The sequence below is a fragment of the Pseudomonas pudica genome (assembly GCF_015680405.1).
In the GTDB taxonomy this organism is placed as follows: domain Bacteria; phylum Pseudomonadota; class Gammaproteobacteria; order Pseudomonadales; family Pseudomonadaceae; genus Aquipseudomonas; species Aquipseudomonas pudica.
In genome coordinates this window covers 251,814-271,422 of sequence record NZ_JADLJS010000002.1, presented here as the reverse complement: position 1 = coordinate 271,422, position 19,609 = coordinate 251,814, and the positions used below count along the sequence as shown (strand labels likewise).

The 19,609-nt window shown below is 63.2% G+C and carries 20 protein-coding genes; 8 read left to right on the top strand and 12 right to left on the bottom strand.

Going from position 1 to position 19,609, the window contains the following annotated elements:
- Positions 1-146 precede the first annotated feature (146 nt).
- The 6 genes from eppA (at position 147) to IRZ77_RS02830 (ending at position 5,319) form a co-directional block, all read left to right on the top strand.
- Positions 147-323, top strand: coding sequence for an EPS-associated small membrane protein EppA (gene eppA, locus IRZ77_RS02855; protein ID WP_170978847.1), 177 nt, complete (start codon positions 147-149; stop codon positions 321-323).
- Between the two features lie 257 nt (positions 324-580).
- Positions 581-1,138: a polysaccharide biosynthesis/export family protein gene (locus tag IRZ77_RS02850; protein WP_046614251.1), complete on the top strand. Its 558-nt coding sequence runs from the start codon at positions 581-583 to the stop codon at positions 1,136-1,138.
- A 24-nt stretch (positions 1,139-1,162) separates the two neighbouring features.
- Complete coding sequence (locus IRZ77_RS02845) at positions 1,163-2,278, top strand: hypothetical protein (protein ID WP_085598978.1); 1,116 nt, start codon at positions 1,163-1,165, stop codon at positions 2,276-2,278.
- A 19-nt stretch (positions 2,279-2,297) separates the two neighbouring features.
- On the top strand, positions 2,298-3,860 hold the full coding sequence (locus tag IRZ77_RS02840; RefSeq protein WP_108480978.1) for a GumC family protein: 1,563 nt from the start codon (positions 2,298-2,300) through the stop codon (positions 3,858-3,860).
- A gap of 10 nt (positions 3,861-3,870) precedes the next feature.
- The gene (locus IRZ77_RS02835; RefSeq protein WP_108480977.1) at positions 3,871-4,677 is read left to right on the top strand and encodes a CpsD/CapB family tyrosine-protein kinase; all 807 of its coding nucleotides are present in this window, start codon (positions 3,871-3,873) and stop codon (positions 4,675-4,677) included.
- A gap of 141 nt (positions 4,678-4,818) precedes the next feature.
- Positions 4,819-5,319 carry a methylated-DNA--[protein]-cysteine S-methyltransferase gene (locus IRZ77_RS02830; RefSeq protein WP_046616689.1) on the top strand — a complete coding sequence of 167 codons (501 nt, stop codon included), beginning with the start codon at positions 4,819-4,821 and terminating at the stop codon, positions 5,317-5,319.
- 4 nt (positions 5,320-5,323) lie between these two features.
- Here the strand turns inward: IRZ77_RS02830 and IRZ77_RS02825 are convergent, their stop codons facing one another.
- The 3 genes from IRZ77_RS02825 to IRZ77_RS02815 form a co-directional block, all read right to left on the bottom strand.
- Entirely contained in the window at positions 5,324-5,566 is a 243-nt protein-coding gene (locus IRZ77_RS02825; protein WP_046616688.1) for a hypothetical protein, read from the bottom strand.
- Positions 5,563-6,306, bottom strand: coding sequence for a carbon-nitrogen hydrolase family protein (locus tag IRZ77_RS02820; protein ID WP_108480976.1), 744 nt, complete (start codon positions 6,304-6,306; stop codon positions 5,563-5,565). Before IRZ77_RS02820 ends, IRZ77_RS02825 begins: the two co-directional genes overlap by 4 nt.
- Before the next feature lie 76 nt (positions 6,307-6,382).
- Entirely contained in the window at positions 6,383-6,898 is a 516-nt protein-coding gene (locus IRZ77_RS02815; protein ID WP_085598986.1) for a DUF3016 domain-containing protein, read from the bottom strand.
- 75 nt (positions 6,899-6,973) lie between these two features.
- On the opposite strand from IRZ77_RS02815, the gene IRZ77_RS02810 reads away from it, so the two are divergent.
- Positions 6,974-7,699 (top strand): metallophosphoesterase, encoded by a 726-nt coding sequence (locus tag IRZ77_RS02810; RefSeq protein ID WP_108480975.1) that lies wholly within the window; start codon positions 6,974-6,976, stop codon positions 7,697-7,699.
- Here IRZ77_RS02810 and IRZ77_RS02805 read toward each other — a convergent pair.
- Positions 7,647-8,261, bottom strand: coding sequence for a LysE family translocator (locus IRZ77_RS02805; RefSeq protein ID WP_108480974.1), 615 nt, complete (start codon positions 8,259-8,261; stop codon positions 7,647-7,649). The genes IRZ77_RS02810 and IRZ77_RS02805 overlap by 53 nt on opposite strands.
- Positions 8,262-8,472: 211 nt before the next feature.
- Positions 8,473-9,282 (bottom strand): helix-turn-helix transcriptional regulator, encoded by an 810-nt coding sequence (locus IRZ77_RS02800; protein WP_085598992.1) that lies wholly within the window; start codon positions 9,280-9,282, stop codon positions 8,473-8,475.
- Positions 9,283-9,413: 131 nt separating this feature from the next.
- Here IRZ77_RS02800 and IRZ77_RS02795 point away from each other — a divergent pair, with 131 nt between their 5' ends.
- Complete coding sequence (locus tag IRZ77_RS02795) at positions 9,414-10,037, top strand: LysE family translocator (RefSeq protein ID WP_108480973.1); 624 nt, start codon at positions 9,414-9,416, stop codon at positions 10,035-10,037.
- Here the strand turns inward: IRZ77_RS02795 and IRZ77_RS02790 are convergent.
- The 7 genes from IRZ77_RS02790 to IRZ77_RS02760 all read right to left on the bottom strand — a co-directional run bounded on the left by IRZ77_RS02790 (position 10,034) and on the right by IRZ77_RS02760 (position 19,491).
- Positions 10,034-12,460: an autotransporter family protein gene (locus tag IRZ77_RS02790; RefSeq protein ID WP_108480972.1), complete on the bottom strand. Its 2,427-nt coding sequence runs from the start codon at positions 12,458-12,460 to the stop codon at positions 10,034-10,036. The genes IRZ77_RS02795 and IRZ77_RS02790 overlap by 4 nt on opposite strands.
- A 90-nt stretch (positions 12,461-12,550) precedes the next feature.
- A complete protein-coding gene (locus IRZ77_RS02785) occupies positions 12,551-12,826 on the bottom strand; it encodes a peptidylprolyl isomerase (RefSeq protein ID WP_013972552.1) in 276 nt (91 codons plus the stop codon).
- A 202-nt stretch (positions 12,827-13,028) separates the two neighbouring features.
- Entirely contained in the window at positions 13,029-14,984 is a 1,956-nt protein-coding gene (locus IRZ77_RS02780) for an acetoacetate--CoA ligase (protein ID WP_085598997.1), read from the bottom strand.
- A 147-nt stretch (positions 14,985-15,131) separates the two neighbouring features.
- Positions 15,132-15,611, bottom strand: a complete 480-nt coding sequence (gene eco / locus IRZ77_RS02775) for a serine protease inhibitor ecotin (RefSeq protein WP_015270251.1) — start codon at positions 15,609-15,611, stop codon at positions 15,132-15,134.
- Positions 15,612-15,666: 55 nt separating this feature from the next.
- Complete coding sequence (gene hbdH, locus IRZ77_RS02770; RefSeq protein WP_135001906.1) at positions 15,667-16,437, bottom strand: 3-hydroxybutyrate dehydrogenase; 771 nt, start codon at positions 16,435-16,437, stop codon at positions 15,667-15,669.
- Between the two features lie 10 nt (positions 16,438-16,447).
- Complete coding sequence (locus IRZ77_RS02765) at positions 16,448-17,839, bottom strand: GntP family permease (protein WP_046616676.1); 1,392 nt, start codon at positions 17,837-17,839, stop codon at positions 16,448-16,450.
- A gap of 269 nt (positions 17,840-18,108) precedes the next feature.
- On the bottom strand, positions 18,109-19,491 hold the full coding sequence (locus tag IRZ77_RS02760; protein WP_108480970.1) for a sigma-54 interaction domain-containing protein: 1,383 nt from the start codon (positions 19,489-19,491) through the stop codon (positions 18,109-18,111).
- Between the last annotated feature and the right edge of the window lie 118 nt (positions 19,492-19,609).

Genomic DNA, 19,609 nt, shown 5'->3' with positions numbered 1-19,609 from the left:
CGATACCATCCGTTGCCCATTGAATTTTATTATAGTGTCGAATCGTTGACGCAATGTCATTGTGTTCATAAGCTCAATTCAACAGTCATGCAACTCGCGAACACCACGCCAACAAATACTTGATTTTCCTCTTACAGGAGGGGCGTATGCGCACGGCTCTGATTATCAAATCGATGTCTTTGCTGGCGCTGTTGAGTGGCGCGGCGCGTGCGGCGGATATGTATATCAATCAGAACAGTATCATCCCTGTTTCAACCGCAGGTTGGTTCTTTGCATTTGCTGTCGTTGGCTTCGTGGCAGTCGCCAACAGGAACAAGATCTGAGTCCGCCAGCCTGGGGTTAACCCTTGACGCCAGCGGCCCGGGGCCTGGCTTGTGAATTCCCGAGCCGTTGCTATATTGCCAGTAGCCCGTGCAGGTCCACGGTTGCAGGCAGCACAGCCCAGGCTGCACAGCGTCAAGGCAGGCCTCTGGAAGATCGAGGCCATCGCGGTTGGCGTATGCCGCGAAGCGGAGCGAGAGTTGGTGTGTTGTTCTCATTCAGTGCTCTTTTTCGGGCCGTTTCGGCCGGAGGGACCCTCATGGTGCGTTCAATGTTTGCCGCGTTCTGCATGCTGATGGCGTGGTCTGGTGCCGGTAAGGCCGACCCGAACAATGCTACTTACCTGCTCAGCCCCGGCGATGTGGTGATGGTTTCGGTATGGCAGGAAGATAGCCTGCGCCAGGAAGCCACTGTACTTCCCGATGGCAGTATCACGTTCCCCCTGGCCGGGCGCATCGATGTTGCCGGGCTGGATGTGACGACCGTTGAAAAACAAGTGGCTGCCAAACTCGAGAAGTTTCTCCCCGACCCGAACGTCAGCGTTGTCGTCAAGAGCATTGCCGGTAACCTGGTCTATGTACAAGGCAAGGTGATCAAACCCGGGCCGGTACAAATGGCAGGCCCTACGGCAGTGCTGCAGGCCCTGAGCATGTCTGGCGGCCTGGACAAGTTTGCCGATGAAAGCGAAATCAAGGTGGTGCGTGGCACCGGAGCTTCCCAAAAAATCCTGCCCGTGCGATATAGAGACCTGGTGTCTGGCCGGGATATGTCCACCAACATCCAACTGCAGGCTGGCGATACGCTGGTCGTTCCTTGATCTTGCCTTCAATAAGAACACTTAATGCCTCTTCTAAGAACAACTAGCATTGCAACGGCAATCTTGGTGTTGCCATTTACGGACACAGTCCTGGCAGCAAATTGGCAGTCTACGGTGGTAGTACCGACATCCGTCGAACATGACAGCAACCCCTTGCTGCTGTCGTCGGGTGAAAAGGGCATAACGCGCACGATCATCGCGCCCGATTACACCCTGATCGGTACCTTCGACCGTGACGAACTGAGGTTGGGGCTGGGCATGAACGTATTACGCTCATCTGACACGGCGGTGGTCGACGACCGTGAGGACCCCGACGTCAGCCTGGGCTGGCAGCGCCAGACCGAGCGCGGGCGGTTCGGCCTGCTGGCGCGTTACAACGAAAGTTCGACGCTTTCGGGAACGGTGCTGGATACCGGCGTGGTCACCACCGATGGCACGCAAAAGCTGTATACGCTGGCCGGCAACTGGAGCCAGGCGGTTACCGAACGCAGCACCCTGAGCAACGAAACCACGTACAACCGTGCACGTTATGACATCAGTACGCTGACGGGTTACGAAGAACTGGGCAACGTGTTCACCTGGACCTACGCCTGGAGCGAGCGGGCCGATCTGTACAGCCGCTTTGGCGCCCGGCGCTATGAGCCCGAGCAGGACCAGACGGCGACGGCGTCCAACAGCTACAGCCCGGCGGTCGGGGTCAAGTACCAGCTCTCCGAACGCCTCAGCGCCGACGCGCATGTGGGTGTCACCGAGGTTTCCGGTGACGAAGGTGGCCGACGTGGGGAGGGTGGGGTAGCGCTGCTGTATACCGGTGCGCGCGCCGTCGCCAGCTTCACAGCAGAACGCAGCACGGTGGCCAGTGCCGAAGGCGGCTTCGCCGAGCTGGACCAGGTGCGCGGTGTGTGGAGTTATGCCGTCAGCGAATTGACTCGGGTGGGCGCGGACGCTGCCTGGCAAGACAGCAAAGGGCAGACCCCCAACACCCTGCAGACTTACAGCGTGTGGGCCAGCCGCGAGTTTTCGCCGTACTGGGACCTGCGCCTGTCGCTGATGTACAAGGAACGGCAGCAGGATCACGAAGCCGATGCGAACGCTACTATCGTGGGTTTGACGTTGACGTACAGGTACCCCGACATCTGAACTTCAGGCAGGTGGCCCCATGAAGTCCGACTACGAGCTCTCCCTCAGAGATTACATCGCCATAATCAAGGACCGGGCCCTGTTATTGGGGTTGAGCATCGCAGTCATCCTGGCCGCGACCGTCGCAGTCGCGGTGATGGTGCCGCCGATCTACCAATCGACCGGCACCATCCTGGTGGAGTCGCAGCAAATTTCCCCCGAGCTGGTGTCGACCAACAACACCAGCTTTGCCGATGAACGCATCGAAGTGATCCGCCAACGGGTGATGACCCGCGAAAACCTGCTACGCATCATCGACAAGTACAACCTCTTCCCCGACAAGCGCTTCAGCGACGGCGACAAGATCGACCACATGCGCAGTGCCGTCGTGGTCGAGACCCTCACCACCTATGTACGCGGGCGCGGTGAAGCGACCGTGGCCTTCAATGTGTCCTTCGAGCACAAGCAGCCAGAGGTGGCCAAGGAAGTCGCCGACGAGCTGGTGACGCTGTTCCTCAACGAGAACCTCAAGCAGCGTACCGAGCGAGCCAACGAAACCACCGAGTTCCTCACCCAGGAGGCGAACAAGCTGGGTGCCGAGCTGGCCAGCCTGGAAAACCAGCTGGCGGATTTCAAGCAGGCCCACGCCAACGCCTTGCCCGAACACCAGACCTTGCGCATGAACATGCTGTCACGGTCGGAGCTGGAGTTCCGCGAGGTCGACCGTGATTACAAGGCCGCCCAGGAAGAGCTGCGTTACCTTGAACTGGAACTGTCTGCGGCCAGTGCCGGGCTGGCCACCAAAACCGGGGAAGGCCCCAGGGCGGCCAGTGCCGAACAGCCCCAGGACCTGCCCAGCCTGAAGGCCGAGTATGCCCGGCTGCTCAGCCGCTACAAGGAAGCCCACCCCGATGTGGTGGCGGTCAAGCGCAGGATCCAGGCGCTCGAAGCCAGTGGCAATCGCACGCTTGCGGCCTCCACGGTCGGCCTTGATGTCGCCCGCGTGCGCGCCAAGATGAGTGCGGCACAGGAGCGCATTGCTTCGCTGGCCGAGCAGAAGCGCGAATTGACCCGCAAGATGGAAGGCTACGAGGCCGAGATCCTCGAGGCACCGCAGGTCGAGCGTGGCCTGGTGACCTTGATGCGCGACCACGACAATGCGCGCAAGAAGTACGAGGAAATCCGCGCCAAGGAAATGGGTGCGAAGATTACCGAAAGCCTGGAGCAGGAGAACAAGGCCGAGCGCTTCGTGCTGCTGGAACCACCGCTGATGCCCGAGAAACCGATCAAGCCCAACCGCAAGAAAATCGCTGCTCTGGGCCTGGTGCTGGCACCAGCAGGTGGCGGTGCGCTGGTGATGTTGATGGAAATGTTCAATCAGCGTGTTCGCGGCGTCGGTGCCCTGGAAAACCTGCTGGGCAGGCGGGTGCTGGTGGCGTTGCCATACATCGATACCAAGGCCGATGTGGCCAGGCGCAAGCGGTGGCGCAACTGGCTTATCCTGGCGGCACTGGTACTGGCGGCTATCATGGTGGTGCTGGTGCACGTGTTCTACATGCCACTGGATGTGCTGTTGCTCAAAGTCATGTCTCGGTTTGCATAGGAAAGCAGTGATGGACAGGACCAAGCCGGCTGTTGGCAATAATCTTCACCAGGTTACCCCGGGCACTCCGCAGGCCTTGTCACCCGCCCCTGGGACGGCGCTGGCAGAAGTGCCTGGCCAGTTCGATTACGTGAACACCAAGGTGGTGCCGCTGCGCGCGGAGCACCTGGAGCGGCACCGTATCGTCGCCTACAACAAGAACTCCCACATGAACGGGCCGATCGACCTGCTGCGCACGCAAGTGCTCAGGACCATGGACGAGAATGGCTGGCGAACCTTGGCAATCACCTCGCCAACCCCTGAAGCGGGCAAGACGGTGCTGTCGATCAACCTGGCCATGAGCATTGCCCACCACACCACCAAGACCGCTTTGCTGGTGGACTTCGACCTGCGTCGGCCCAAGGTCGGCAGCAGCCTGGGCCTACCCATGGATCAGGCGTTGAACGAGTTTCTGACCGACAAGGCCCTGCTGCAGGACTGCCTGGTCAACCCGACCTTGCCTCGGTTCGTGGTACTACCCACACGGGTACCGGTGCCACTGTCTACCGAAATGCTGTCATCGCCCAAGGTGAACAACCTGATCAGCGAACTGCGCAACCGCTACGAGTCGCGCATCTGCATTTTCGATTTGCCACCGCTGCTCAGCTCTGACGATGCGATCACCGTGATACCCAAGTTCGATTGTGTGCTGCTGGTAGTGGCCAACGGTATGAACAACAGGAAGGAAATCGAAGATTGCCTGCATCACCTGGCCAGGGTGAACCTGGTGGGGACGGTATTGAACAAGGCTGACGAGCAGCCTCGTACCTATTATTGAGGTTCGGGGTTCCGGGGCTGCTTCGCAGCCCATCGCGCCCAGGCAATATGCGGTAGCGTGATTGCCTGAGCAAGAAAGCGGATGCAGGCAGGGCTGTGGATGCGTACAGTAGGTTGATCGCAACCTGGCAGGAGCCTGCTTATGTCCAGCGCATTCACCTTCATGCAGTCGCCTGTCGGCACCCTGACCCTGGTAGCCCGTGGCGAGTGCCTGGCAGCCGTACTCTGGGAAGAGGAGCGGGAAAACCGCGTGCGCCTTGGCGCCCTGCACCGTGATGACCAGTGCCCGGTACTGCTTGAAACCGCCCGCCAACTCGGCGAGTACTTTGCCGGCAAACGCCAGCGCTTCGACCTGGCACTGGACTTTGCCGGCACCGAATTCCAGCGTCAGGTGTGGACCGCGCTGTTGGCGATACCGTTCGGTGAAACCCGCAGCTACAGCGACATCGCCCGGCAGGTCGGCAACCCCACTGCGGTGCGTGCGGTAGGCGCTGCCAATGGCCGCAACCCGATCTCGATCATCGCCCCGTGCCATCGGGTGATCGGTGCTTCGGGCAGCCTCACCGGCTTTGCCGGCGGCCTGGCGGCCAAGCAGTACCTGTTGGCGCTGGAGGGCCGGCAAAGCCTGGCACTGGACCTGTAAGTCGTCAGCAGAACCAGCTGGCGACCAGGCAGACCAGCACGGCCAACGCTGAGCCAGCCACCAGGGTGTACTGCCGATGAGCCCGGCGCGCATGTGGCTTGACTGCACGCAGGTACTCGCCGGGTGTCGGCGCATCGGGCCGGTGGCGCAAGCCCTCGGCCACATCGGCCAGTTGCCCCTGAATCAGCAGCCCCGTCAGGTAGTAGGTACAGGCATAACTCAGCAACGCCAGGAACAAGTAGATCATGCTGGGTGGGGGGCCAAAGGCACCGCCATGGCACTGGCGTTGGCGGTATCCAGCACGATCAACCCTTCGCTGCGGTCGTCCAGGCGGGCCAGCAGGTGCCCCTGGCTGTCCCATGCCGCCGAGCCACCGGCGCCAATGAAGGTATCGGCCGGCCCCACGCAGTTGGCCAGCAACACCGTCATGCCCAGCTCACGAGCCACCTCGGGGTAGTGCAGATAACCCTCTTGGATGCCCTTGGCCGTCTTCGCCACGCTGACCAGATACAGGTCGGCACCGTGTTCCCGTGCGGCCGCCGCATGGGCCATGAACATCGATTCGTAGCAGATCGCAGGCGCTACCCGGTGGGCGCCGACCTGCAGCAGCAAGGCTTGATCGCCTGGGGTGAACCAGGGCAGTTCATCGTCATGCAGGCGCCGCTTGGCATAGGCCTGGCGCGGTACACCGGGGCTGAGAATTGGCATGCCGATACGAATGCCATCAGGTGTCGGTAGTGGCAGGCCCACGGCCACGGTGATACCAAGCCGGTCGCAGGCTGCCTGCAGCGGGTCCAGCCGCGCCGAACTGACAGGGAGGGCGACCTGCCGCGCGAGAGTTGGCTCATAGCCGGTCAGTGACAGTTCGGGAAATACCACCAGTTCCGCGCCAAGGGCTGCAGCCTGTTCGATGCAGGCCAGGTGGCGTTCGAGGTTGGCTTGCACATCGCCCTTGAGCGACGCCAGTTGCACGGCGCACAACTTCATGAAAAACCCTTCCCTGGTACAGGTTGAAAGGCCGAGCATACTACCGGCACCTGCGCCTGTACCAGTGAAGGGCCTTTCAGGATGCCGGGTGGACGGCGAAGCGCTGGCGGAACCAGTCGTCGAGCATGGCCTTTTCGGCATACAGGCGGTCGCTGCTGCTCGTGACCCGGCCCGGGCGGCTGAGGTACATCTTGTCGCTGACCCGCTCCTGCGCCTGCTGGTCGGGTTTGCCCGGTTGGGTGAGGGTGTAGCTGAGGTCGATGGTCGGCCAGGTGATTTCGCGCATGTAACGTACATCGTAGGCCTGGCTGTGCCAGGGCTCGAAACGCCCGGCCAGGTCGATGTCGCGAATATCGATGACCAATTGCTGGCCAGGTTGCAGGTAGCGTTGGCCAAGCTTCTGCAGGTACTGGGTCAGGGTGTTCATCACATAGGCGTCGGCGCCACGCTCGTACCCGTGGCTGTCGAGGCTGGCATCGCGGAATTTTTCCGGATGCTCGAAACGTACCTCGACCTGCGCGGCCGGGGCACCTTGTGCCATGCTGTCCAGTGACAGCGCCATGAGCACGGCACACACGAGGGCGGTACGCATGATGCACCTCCGGGGCAGATTGCGTGTGCCTTCATTTTACCCCTGGCATGGCGCTACCAGCAGAGGAAGATTGTAATGGCACGGTTTCGGCGTCTTATTGCCAACCTGCGGGGGCGTGACCTGGCGGTGGGCGATATCCATGGTCACTTCCAGCGCTTGCAGCAATGCCTGGATGGGGTAGGTTTCGATCCGGCCGTGGACCGCCTGTTCAGCGTGGGAGACCTGGTCGACCGTGGGCCGGACAGCGAGGCGGCGCTGGAATGGCTGGCGCAGCCCTGGTTCCATGCCGTGCAGGGTAACCACGAGGCCTTGGCAATCACACGCGTGCGCGGCGGGCGGCTCGATCTGGATATGTACCGCGCCGCCGGTGGTGGCTGGTTTCTGGACCTGCCGAGGGCCCGGCAATTGCGTTTCGTGGAGCGCTTCGAGCAGCTGCCGATTGCGATAGAGGTTGAAAGTGCGGCGGGCCTGGTTGGCCTGCTGCATGCCGACAGCCCATATGCCGATTGGACGGTGTTGAGGACCTGGCTGGAACTGGATGACGACCCCAAGATACGGGAAGTGTGCCAATGGTCGCGGCGGCGCCTGAAGGTAGGAGATACCCAGCCAGTGCAGGGCCTGCGTGCCTTGTTGGTGGGCCACACGCCGGTACTGGAAGCCAAGCTGCTGGGCAACGTCTGGCACCTGGATACCGGTGGCTGGGCCAGTGGCCATTTCACCTTGATGGACATGCGGACCCTGCAACTGGTCAGCCCCAGGCCAGGTGAAACAACAGTACCGCAGCCAATAGCACCAGCATGACCCCGGAGGCCCGCTCCAGCCACGGCAGGCAGCGGGCAAAGCGCCGCAGTACCAGCGGGTTGCCGATGGTCACGGCAACCAGCAGATCCCACAGCAGCACGATGCTGAACATCCACAGGGCATAGATTGTTTTCCAGGCAATGCTGGCGCTGGCGACCATGCTCACCAGGCTGGCATAGAACAGCGCATTTTTCGGGTTGAGGATGCCGGACAGGAACCCCATGCCCAATCCCCGCCACCAACCGTGCACTGTTTGCTTGCCAGCGACTGCGCCCAGGCTGGTTTGCCCGGCATGGCGCAGGAACAGGGTGCCGACGTACAGCAGGTAGCCGGCGCCGGCCAGTTGCAGGATGGTGAACAGCAGGCTGCCTTCCTGCAGCACCGACAGGCCGGTGAAAGCCATGGCGATGAACACGCCGTTTGCCAGGGCGATACCCAGGCATGCGCCGCTCGCGACGCGCCAGCCGGCGTTGACCGAGGTACGTGCGACCAGGAAGAAGTCCGGGCCGGGAGAAAGCAGGGCGAGAAAGTGGGCGAGGGCGATGATCAGGAACTGTTGCATCGGGGTGAGGCTGCTCTGGCGGAAAAGCCTGACTCTGCCCCTCGGCGCTCATGCCGTATTGAACAATATTGCAGGCCCCTGTAGGAGCGGCCTTGTGTCGCGATGGGGCGCGAAGCGGCCCCAGGTTTTCAGCTCCGCAGCACAGATTGCCGGGGCTGCTGCGCAGCCCTTTCGCGACACAAGGCCGCTCCTACAGAGACCGCACAGGCCTTCAGTCTCCCCGATACTGCCCCGGCGTCACCCCCACATGGGCCTTGAACACTCGCTGGAAATGGCTTTGGTCGGCGAATCCGAGCTGATAGGCCACCTCCGCCAGTGGCTGCCCTTCACTCAACAATTGGCGCCCACGGTTGACCCGGGCATTGAGCAGGTAGGCATGCGGCGTAAAACCGGTAGCGGCGCGAAAGGCGCGAATCAACTGGTAGCGCCCAAGCCCGGCCTGCTGCGCCATTACCGCCAGGCTCAGCTGCGCCGGGTCCTGACCTTCGATGTGCGCGATCAGCCCACTCAACGCGGTCGCCGCCAGTGCCGGTGCCGGCGCCAGCGGCGCGTGTCTGGCAAAGTCCATGTCACCCAGAAAGGCGATCAGCGCCGCATCCTTCTCGCCATTGCTGGCGCTGGAGAACAGCAGGCTGTTCAGTTCGCAGAACTGCCGATACACCTCCGGCACCTGGCAGATACGTGCCGGCTCGCCAGGCCCGGCCCCCTCCAGCCCAGACTCCATGTGTAGCTGCGCCAGCCAGTCGGCATCCACATGCAGCATCTGGTAGCTCCACGCTTGCCCAGGCTCTGGGTTGCAGGCATGCACGCGGCGGGCCGGGACCAGCACCAGCGTGCCGGGTGTCAGGCGTTGCTGGCCGTTGCCGGCACCGGTGAAGTGACTATGGCCGGCGTCCACCACACCGATGGAAAACGTCGGGTGGCTGTGGGCCTTGTAGCAGGCACGGCTATGGCAGGCGCGGCGGCTTTCGACATGGGGCAGGGCCGGATCGCGCCACAGCGCGGCATGGGAACGGGGCATCGCAGGGTCCTCGGTATACGCGGCAGCTTATCAGGCGCCACGCACCCATACAGTTTTTTCCGCTGGCTGTAACTTGACCACAAGGCCCGCTGACCGCCGAAATAGACGCCTGTTGCCAAAGGAAAACAATAATGGACCTTTCAAGCCTGCTGCTTTTCATTCCTGCGTGCTTCGCCCTGAACATGGCGCCAGGGCCGAACAACCTGCTGTCGCTGCACAATGCCAGCCGTTACGGCCTGCGTACGGCATGCGTGGCCGGTGGCGGGCGCATCGTCGCCTTCAGCGGCATGATCGCCCTGGCGGCCATGGGCCTGGCAGTGGTGCTGCACACCAGCGAATACCTGTTCCTGGCCATCAAGGTGGTGGGGGCAGCGTACCTGTTCTATATCGCCTGGCAACTGTGGCGGGCGCCGGTGGGCGAGGCGATGGTGGCAAGCGATCACCCGCGCGGCACCTGGCGCCTGGCGCGACAGGAGTTCTGGGTAGCTGCTGGCAACCCGAAGGCAATCCTGATTTTCACCGCCTTCCTGCCGCAGTTCGTCTCGGTGGGCAGCGCCACCCCGGTGAGCGAGCAGTTCCTCTGGCTGGGTGTGCTGTTCCTGTTGCTGGAATGGGCCGCCATCGCCATCTACGCCGGCCTGGGGGCGTACCTGCAGCGCTGGTTCAGCCAGCCCGGCCCACGCCGGCTGTTCAACCGGGTCAGCGCCTCATTGCTGGGCTGCGCCGGCCTCGGGCTGCTGGCTGCGCGGCGCTAGAACTGCCAGCGCAGGCCCAGGTTCACGCCGCTGGCTTCCTGCTGGCGGGCGTCCAGGTTGGCGGTGTACTGCACACCGCCATGCAGGCTCAGTGCTTCGTTCACCTGCGCTACCACGCCGCTTTCAAGTTGCACCGAGGTATAGCGGTAATCGGTCTTGATCTTGTCGACGCCATCGAAGGTCAAGGTATCGCGGCCACCGTCGCCGTGCCACAGGTTGACTTGCGCATAGGGTTGCAACAGGCGGCCGCTGCTGCCTTTGAAGGCCCCCTCGAGCCGAACCCCCAACCGGCCGGTCAGCTCGACCTGGGCGTCGTGGCTGATATGCGAGGCGCTATCGCTGGCGCTGTCGAGCGAGACTTTTTGCGCGATCAACTGAGCCTGCGGCTCCAGTACCCAGCGGTCGGACAGGGCGATGGGATAGCCGGACTCCAGCGAGGCGGTCCAGGCGTGGCCGTCGATGTTCAATTTGTCACCCCGGTCCGAACGCGCCCGGCCATCCAGGTTGGTGTATTGCAGCACGGCGTCGAGGTAGCCGCCTTGCGGTCCGACCAGCGTCCAGTAGGCGCCGACGCTGTCGCCATCAAGCTCCAGGTCACCGACGCTGCGGTTCTGCACGGCGAGGGCGAAGCCTTTGACGTCGGCGTCCAGGCGGCTATGGCTGACGTAGATACCGACATGCTGGCGATAACCACTGTCGCCAACCTTGGCGTACAGGTCCTGGCCCACCTTGAAGCCGTACAGGTCGCCATCCAGGCTCGGGTTGACCGTGCCGCTCCATTGCTGGCGCAACGCGCCGCCATAGGCCTGGCCCCAACTGGCGGGCAGGGCGCCGTCACCCTGCAGCAGCTGCTGGTCGCCCTGACGCTGGTGGAACGTGCCCAGTGCCTGGCGAGCGATGATCGCGGCACCGCGTGGCGCTGCGGCGTACACCGCAACTTCCGGGCGATACAGCGGCAGGCTTTCGCCTTGCACCGGTGCTGGCAGGTCGACCTGGCCGGGGGCCGGGGCGGCGACAGGCGGAGTAGCGGCGGGTGCGATCACCACTGGCTCGCCCGGTTGGGTTGGCTGTGTGGGCTCGCCCGGTTCCGGCGCTGGGGCCGGAGCGGGTGGCGCAACCAGGGTGGAGCGCAGGTACCAGCTGTTTTCACTGCCAGCAGTCACGCCGCCTTTGAACAACCGGTAGTCGTAGGCGCCGGCTGAAAGAGTCTGGGTCTGGACAAATGCGGTGGCCGTGCTGACCGCGCCGTCACGCGCTTCAACGACTTGAATGCCGTTCTGCGCGGTGGTTGCACCGGCGCCATCGAGGTTGTTGATGAGCAACTGGGTAGAGCCGTCAATCGCACCACGGCTGACCACCAGGCGGTCGGAGGCGGCACCGTCGCCGGCCAGCACGCTGTTAAGGCGCAGGGTGCCGTTAATGCCGGTGTAGTTGCCCTGGATGGTCAGGCGACCCTGAGCGTCGTTGCCACCGCTCAGGTCTATGGTGCCGGCGTTTACCACGGATGCCTTGCTGCCATTCTGGATGCTGACGATGCTGCCGCGGTGACTGATCAGTGTGCTGGTCGCGTCAATTTGCAGGGTACCGGTCCCCGTGGCTGCGGCTATCGGTGGCTGATCGGAGCCCAGGTCACCCAGGACCAAGCTGTCGTTCAGGGTCAGCCGGCTGCCCTGGTTCAGGTTGATGGACTCCCAATTGACATACAAGGCCCCCTGACCGACCTTGGCTTGCTGAAACGTCAGGGTATCCGTGCCCGTACCGCCGTCCAACAGCACTGTTGAACTGCTCAAGTCGAGTGTGCTGACAGTGGCCGTGTCATTGTCGGCGCCCATGTCTGCTTTCTTGCCGATCTTGCCGCTCGTCCAGTTGAGTTTATCGTCGCCCTGGCCGGCACGTATCTCGCCTTTCAGATTGACGCCTTTGACATTGATCACGTCGTCGCCGCTACTGCTACTGAGATCCCCACCGATGGTGCCGCCAAACAGGTCGTACCAGTCTTTGCCAAGGCCACTGACCACGTTGGCGACAACGATGGTTTCCACACCAAGGTTTTGCGACATTTCAAAGAAGTTATCAGCCATCTTGAGGTCAATCCGGCGAATGCTGCCGCCTTTGAACCAGGCATTGTCGCCATCTTCGAAAGCATCGGTGATGGCTCCACGGGTCATCACGAACTCGTCCATGGCACCGCCTTGATTGAGCGTCCCTAGCGTGCCACCAGACATATTGAACTTGTCCTGCCCCTCGCCTTGTTGCAACGACCCAACATTGCCGCCGGTGATGGTGGCCTGATCAGCATCTGGCGTCTGGACGATGGCGCCCAGGTTCTCACCCTCTGCAACAGTCAAGGATTGGGCATGAGACAGCAAAGGCAAGGTGAGCAGAGGGAGTACGGCAGGCACAAGCAGGCGAGGGCAGCGCATAGGCAGGTCTCCATGAGGGGCCACTGCCTGAGTTGTATGTTTTGTACGGTAGGGGGACAACTGGCAAAAATGTCAGGTGGCCCGGGGCTATCAGTCGCGGTAGAACGTCTGCACCAGGTGATAGCCGAACTTGCTCTTGATCGGCCCGTGCACCACGCGCAGGGGCTTCTTGAAGATCACCTGGTCGATGGCACCGACCATCTGCCCGGGGCGGATTTCACCCAGGTCGCCGCCACGCTTGCCCGAAGGGCAGGTGGAGAACTTTTTTGCGAGCACGTCGAAAGCCTCGCCATTGGCGATGCGCTGCTTGAGCTTTTCGGCTTCGTCAGCGGTCTTGACCAGGATGTGACGGGCTTGGGCTTTCATGGGGTACCTGTGCTTCGGGGGCGAAAAAGGTGGGCATTATGCCTTAACGGGTCGGGTTGAGGCCATTGTGGGGGCGGCCTTGCGTCGCGAAAGGGCTGCAAAGTAGCCCCGGAATTTCAGCAGTGAAGCATAGATTTCTGGGGCCGCTTTGCGGCCCTTTCGCGACGCAAGGCCGCTCCCACAATGACGGTGAATACCTTCATTACGGGGTGCGCAACTCCTCGCGATCCCGGAACTGCTCCAGCGCCTCGGGGTTGGCCAGGGCATCGGTGTTCTTCACCGGCAGACCATGCACCACATTGCGAATCGCCAACTCCACCAGCTTGCCGCTGATGGTACGCGGGATGTCATCGACCTGGGCGATCACCGCCGGTACATGGCGGGGCGTGGTGTACTGGCGGATCACCTGGCGGATGTGCTGGCGCAGGGCGTCATCCAGCTGCAGGCCGTCACGCAGGCGAACGAACAGCACCACCCGTACATCGCCTTGCCAGTCCTGGCCGATTGCCACGCTTTCCAGCACCTGCTCGACCTTTTCTACCTGGCGGTAGATCTCCGCCGTGCCAATGCGCACGCCACCGGGGTTGAGCACCGCATCGGAGCGGCCATGAATCACCAGCCCGCCATCGGCACGCTGTTCGGCATAGTCGCCCTGGGCCCACACCCCCGGAAACTGGCTGAAGTAGGCGTCGTGGTAACGACTGCCGTCCGTATCCTGCCAGAACCCCAGCGGCATGGACGGGAAGTTGCGCGTGCACACCAGTTCGCCTTTTTCGCCTTGAACCGGTTGGCCATGCTCGTTCCACACTTCCACCGCCATGCCCAGGCCCTTGCACTGGATCTCGCCACGGCGCACTGGCAGGGTCGGGTTGCCCAACACGAAACAGGAGACGATATCGGTGCCGCCGGACATCGACGCCAGGCACAGGTCGGCCTTGATCTTGCGGTACACGTAGTCGTAGCTGTGTGGCGACAGTGGCGAGCCGGTGGACAACAGCAGGCGCAAGCGCGTCAGGCGGTGGCTTGCCGCGGGCTCCAGGCCCGCCTGCTCCAGCGCCGCAAGGTACTTGGCACTGGTGCCGAAGGCCTGGATGCCCTCGGCATCGATCAGGTCCAGCAGGCGCTCGGGGCCGGGGTGGAAGGGTGAGCCGTCGTACAGTACCAGCGTGGCGCCCACCGCCAGGCCGCTGGCCAGCCAGTTCCACATCATCCAGCCGCAGGTGGTGTAGTAGAACAGTACGTCATCGGCCTTCAGGTCGTTGTGCAGGCCATGTTCCTTAAGGTGCTGCAACAACACACCGCCGGCGCGGTGGACGATGCACTTGGGCACACCGGTGGTGCCGCTGGAATACAGGATGTACAGCGGGTGGTCGAAGGGCAGCGGGGTAAAGCGCGGCTCGCCGCCGGGCTGATAGAACTCGTCCCACAAGCTGACGTTGGCGGCCTTGAATTGGTCGACACGCGTCCCGCTGCGGGTATGGGGTACCACTATCAGCCGTTCCAGCCCGGGCAGTTGCGCGCACACCTGGTTGACCTTGTCCACTTGGTCGACAGCTTTGCCGGCGTACTGGTAACCGGCGCAGGCGATCAGCAGCTTGGGTTCGATCTGGCCGAAGCGGTCGATGATGCCGTGGACGCCAAACTCCGGCGAAGAGCTGGACCACACCGCACCGAGGCTGGTGCAGGCAAGCATGGCGACCAGCGTCTGCCAGGTATTGGGCATGATGGCGGCGACCCGGTCGCCGGGGACGATACCGGCGGCCTTGAAGGCTGTTTGCAGGCCCGCCACCTGGGCCGCCAGCTGGGCATGGGTGAACAGTTGGCGTTGGCCGTCCTCGCGCACGGCGACCAGGGCCGGGCGGTCGTCGCGACGGCGCAGCAGGTGTTCGGCGAAGTTGAGGGTGGCGTTACTGAACCACTGGGCATCGGGCATCTGCGGCCCTTCGCTGAGCACCTGGCTCGGTGGGGTATGCCAGTGAACGTGGAAATAGTCGGCAAGGGTTTGCCAGAAGGCAGGGCGCTGCTCGATGCTCCAGCGGTGCAGCGCCTGGTAGTCGTCGAGTTGCAGGTTGTAGCGCAGGTTGACCCGGCGGCGGAAGGCATCCATCCGGCTGGCCTCGATCTGCGCCGTGGAGGGGCGCCAGAGCACATCGTTCATGCCGAACCTCCAGATGATCATTTGGATTCGAGGGCGCCTTCGCGGGCTCGCCCGCTCCCACAGGTACAGCGTAGATGTCCAGCCTGGTGATAGCCTGTGGGAGCGGGCGTGCCCGCGAAGAAGCCCCTGGCAGCAGGGGCTTGCGCGTTACTCTACTTTAGCCTTTTGCACGTCCTGCGACGCGGTCCAGACGCGGTAGCGCACTTCGACGTCCTTGGGCACATACACCACCACCGGCAGCTTGCTGTTGTAGCGCAGCATGAAGCCTTCACCGACCACGGGCACAAAGGCCTCGGTCTTCTTGCCATCGGGGCAGGCCATCAGCGTGCTGGCCGGGCCGCTGACCTTGTCCAGGCGGTAGTAGCTGTAGCCCCAGCCTTCCAGGGTACGTTCCTCCAGGCTGCCGCCCAGGCGCTGGCGATTGCAGTCCACCTTCAGGGTCTTGCCGGCGAGGATTTCCAGTTGGTAGGCCGACTCATCAGCCTGGGCAGGCAGGTGGATGACCTGCCGGGTGAAGCCTTTTTCCGCCTCGGGGTAGGGCGCGACGTCCTTCAGGCTGGCTGCCATCGCAGGTGCGGCGGCAGCCAGGGTCAGGGCCAGGATCGCGGTCATCGGGGTTGGGCGCATAGGGCCTCCTTGCAGATAAACGAATGCAAGACCGTCGCCAGGCCCAGGCCGCCCGTCACTGGGCCAACCAGCCACCATCGACGTTCCAGGCGGCACCGCGAACCTGGCTACCGGCCTCGCTGCACAGGAATAGTACCAGCTCACCCAGGTGTTCGGGGGTGACGAAGGCCAGCGAGGGCTGTTTTTCTGCCAGCAGTTCGTGCTGCGCTTGCAGCGGATCGCCACCGTTGGCAGCACGATCGTCGATCTGCTTCTGCACCAGCGGGGTCAACACCCAGCCAGGGCAGATGGCATTGCAGGTGACGTTGCTGGTGGCGGTTTCCAGACCTACCACCTTGGTAAGGCCGACCACGCCGTGTTTGGCCGCCACATAGGCCGCCTTGCCGATGGAGCCGACCAGGCCATGCACCGAGGCGATATTGATGATGCGCCCCCAGTTGCGCGCTCGCATGCCAGGCAGGGCCAGGCGCGTACCGTGGAACACGGCCGACAGGTTGAGGGCGATGATCTTGTCCCAGCTTTCCAGCGGGAACTGCTCCACCGGCGCCACGTGCTGGATGCCGGCGTTGTTGACCAGTATGTCCACGCCGCCGAACTCGCGCTCGGCCAGGGCGAACAGCGCTTCGATCTGGGCCACGTCCGACAGGTCGGCCGGGTGATGGACTGCCTTCACCCCGTGCCGGGCGAGCTCGGCCAGCGCCGGGGCAGGGTCGCCGAAGCCGTTGAGCACGAGGTTGGCGCCTGCTCGGGCCAGCACCTGGGCAATGCCCAGGCCGATGCCGCTGGTGGAACCGGTGACGAGTGCGGTCTTGCCTTTGAGGGTCATGCAAAGCTCCTTAGACGATGCCGGTGGCGTAGAACGTGGCGATGACCACGAACACCGCCAGGGTCTTGATCAGGGTAATACCGAAAATGTCCTTGTAGGCCTCACGGTGGGTCAGCCCGGTCACGGCCAGCAGGGTGATGACCGCACCGTTGTGCGGCAGGGTGTCCATGCCACCGCTGGCCATGGCGGCCACCCGGTGCAGCACTTCGAGGGGGATGTTGGCGGCATTGGCGGCGGCGATGAAACTGTCGCCCATGGCCGCCAGCGCGATGCTCATGCCGCCCGAGGCAGAGCCGGTGATGCCGGCCAGCAAGGTTACGGTGATGGCCTCGTTGACCAGTGGGTTGGGAATGCCGCGCAGGGCGTCGGCCAATACCAGAAAGCCCGGCAGCGAGGCGATCACCGCGCCGAAACCGTATTCCGAGGCGGTGTTCATTGCCGCCAGCAAGGCGCCGCCCACGGCGCTTTTGGTGCCTTCGGCGAGGCGGGTGCGGATGGCGCCGAAGGCACACACCAGCACCATCAGGATGCCCACCAGCAACGCCGCCTGCACCGCCCAGATGGCAGTGAGCTTGGCCACGTCGCTTTGTACCGGCGCGCTCATGCCGGGCAGTTGCAGGCTGTGGCTAGTGCCGTACCACTGCGGGATCCAATGAGTGAACAACAGGTTCATCACCCCCACTAGCAGCAACGGCGACAGGGCCAGCCAAGGGTTGGGCAGCGCCAGGTCGGCAGCGGTTTCCGGTTCGTTGCGCAAGTCGCTGCCATAGCCTTCACCGGCGCGCTGGGCCTTGTTGCGCTGACGCTGCAGGTAGGCCATGCCGGTGCAGAACACGAACAGCGTGCCGATCAGGCCCAGCCAGGGCGCGGCCCAGGCGGTGGTGTTGAAGAAGGTGCTGGGGATGATGTTCTGGATCTGCGGGGTGCCGGGCAGGGCATCCATGGTGAACGAGAACGCACCCAGGGCAATGGTTGCCGGGATCAGTCGCTTGGGGATATTGCTCTGGCGGAACATCTCGGCGGCGAACGGATACACCGCGAACACCACCACGAACAACGACACGCCGCCGTAGGTGAGCAGGGCGCAGACCAGCACGATCACCAGCATCGCCTGGCGGGTGCCGAGCACGCGGATGGCGGCGGCGACGATCGAACGCGAGAAGCCGGACAGTTCGATCAGCTTGCCGAACACGGCGCCCAGCAGGAACACCGGGAAGTAAAGCTTGATGAAGCCGACCATTTTCTCCATGAACACCCCGGTGAATGCGGGAGCCACGGCGGACGGGTCGGTGAGCAGTACCGCACCGAGGGCGGCGATTGGGGCGAAGAGGATTACGCTGTAGCCGCGATAGGCAGCCAGCATCAGCAGGGCCAGCGCAGCGAGGGCGATGAGCACGGTCATCTGGGTGGGTCTCCTGGGTGAGTCTTGTTTTTATCGGTGAGCAGGAGATAGCTGGAATCGTGCCAGTTTTTAACCCATTGATTTATATCGGTATTTTGTTTTTTTCTGGATATTTGTCTCTGTCTTGAGATTTTGGGGCTGCTTTGCGGCCCATCGCGACACAAGGCCGCTCCCACAAGGGCACCGCGATCTCCTGTAAGAGCGGCCTTGTATCGCGATCGAGGGCAAAGCCGTCGCCGCAATCTCAAAATGGAAACATAAGTCTCCAATCAGAGACCAAGCGCTACCATCTTCTTGTATAGCGTCGAGCGCCCGAGTCTTAACGCCGACGCAGCTTCCGGCACATTGCCCCCATGTTTGGCCAGTGCCCCGGCAATCAGCTCGCGCTCAAATGCCTCACAGGCCTCACGGTAAGTCTGCCGCATAGGTTCACCCGCCACCGGGCTCAACGGCCCCAATGCCGCCCGCAGATCCTCCACCCCCAGCCGCGGCTGATCTGCCAGCAGCGTGGCCCGCTCCAGCACATTGCGCAGCTCGCGAATGTTCCCCGGCCATGCATGCCTCGCCAATAGCTGCTGCGCTTCGGCCTCCAGCTCATACTGGCTGCCCAGTTCCCCCAGGATGGCCTCGCACAGCGCCGGCAGGTCCACCAGCCGTTGCCGCAGTGGCGGCACCTCGATCGGCAGCACATTCAGCCGGTAATACAGGTCGGCGCGGAATGCCCCGCGGGCGATGGCGGCCTGCAGGTCGATGGAGGTGGCGGCAATGATGCGCACATCACTGCGCAGCATCTGGTTCGAGCCTACCGGCTCGTACTCCTTCTCCTGCAACACCCGCAGCAGCTTGCTCTGCAGGGCCAGCGGCATGTCGCCGATCTCGTCGAGGAACAACGTGCCGCCTTCGGCCAATTGCAGCTTGCCGCTGCGGCCCTTGCGATCGGCGCCGGTAAAGGCGCCGGGGGCGGTACCGAAGAATTCGGCTTCCAGCAGTGTCTCGGGGATTGCCGCACTGTTGATGCTGACAAACGCCTTGTGCGCCCGCGCCGACGCTGCATGAATGGCATGGGCCAGCAGTTCCTTGCCGGTGCCTGTTTCGCCCAGCAGCAACACCGGCGAATCACTGCTCGCGCCACGCCGGGCTCGGCGCTTGGCCTCAAGGCTGGCGGCGCTGCTGCCGACGAACTGGGCAAAGCTGTACTTGGCCTGGCGGGCGCGCAACTGCGAGCGGGTCGAGGCCAGCTCCTGCTGCATGCTGGAGTAGCGTTTGAGCAGCGGCGACAGGCTGCGCAACTCATCGAACAGGGCAAAGCCGATGGCGCCGATCAGCGCGCCCTGATCATCGTGGATGGGCAGGCGCATGACCACCAGCGGCTCGTTCGGGGTGTCGAGCATGTCCAGCAGGATTGGCCGGCCATTGCTCACTACCTCGCGCATCAGGCTTCCCGGGATTACTGCCTCGCATGGTTGGCCGATGGCACTGGCCGCGTCGGCCAGGCCGAAGCGCCGGGCGTAGCGCTCGTTCATCCAGACGATGCGCGCCTGGCGGTCGACGATTACCGTGCCCTCGCTGGACTGCTCGATGATCTCGAACAACGAGCGGATCGCCAGTTGCCGTACCTGAGGGTAGTCCTTGAGGCTGTCGCTGTCGTGCATGGGTAGAAATCCTGAAATCTGTAAAAGCAGGGCCGGCCTCTTCGCGGGTACCCCACAGTCCTCAAGGTTTGTGGTGACCCTGCGGGAGCGGGTTTACCCGCGAAGAGGCCAGACCTGA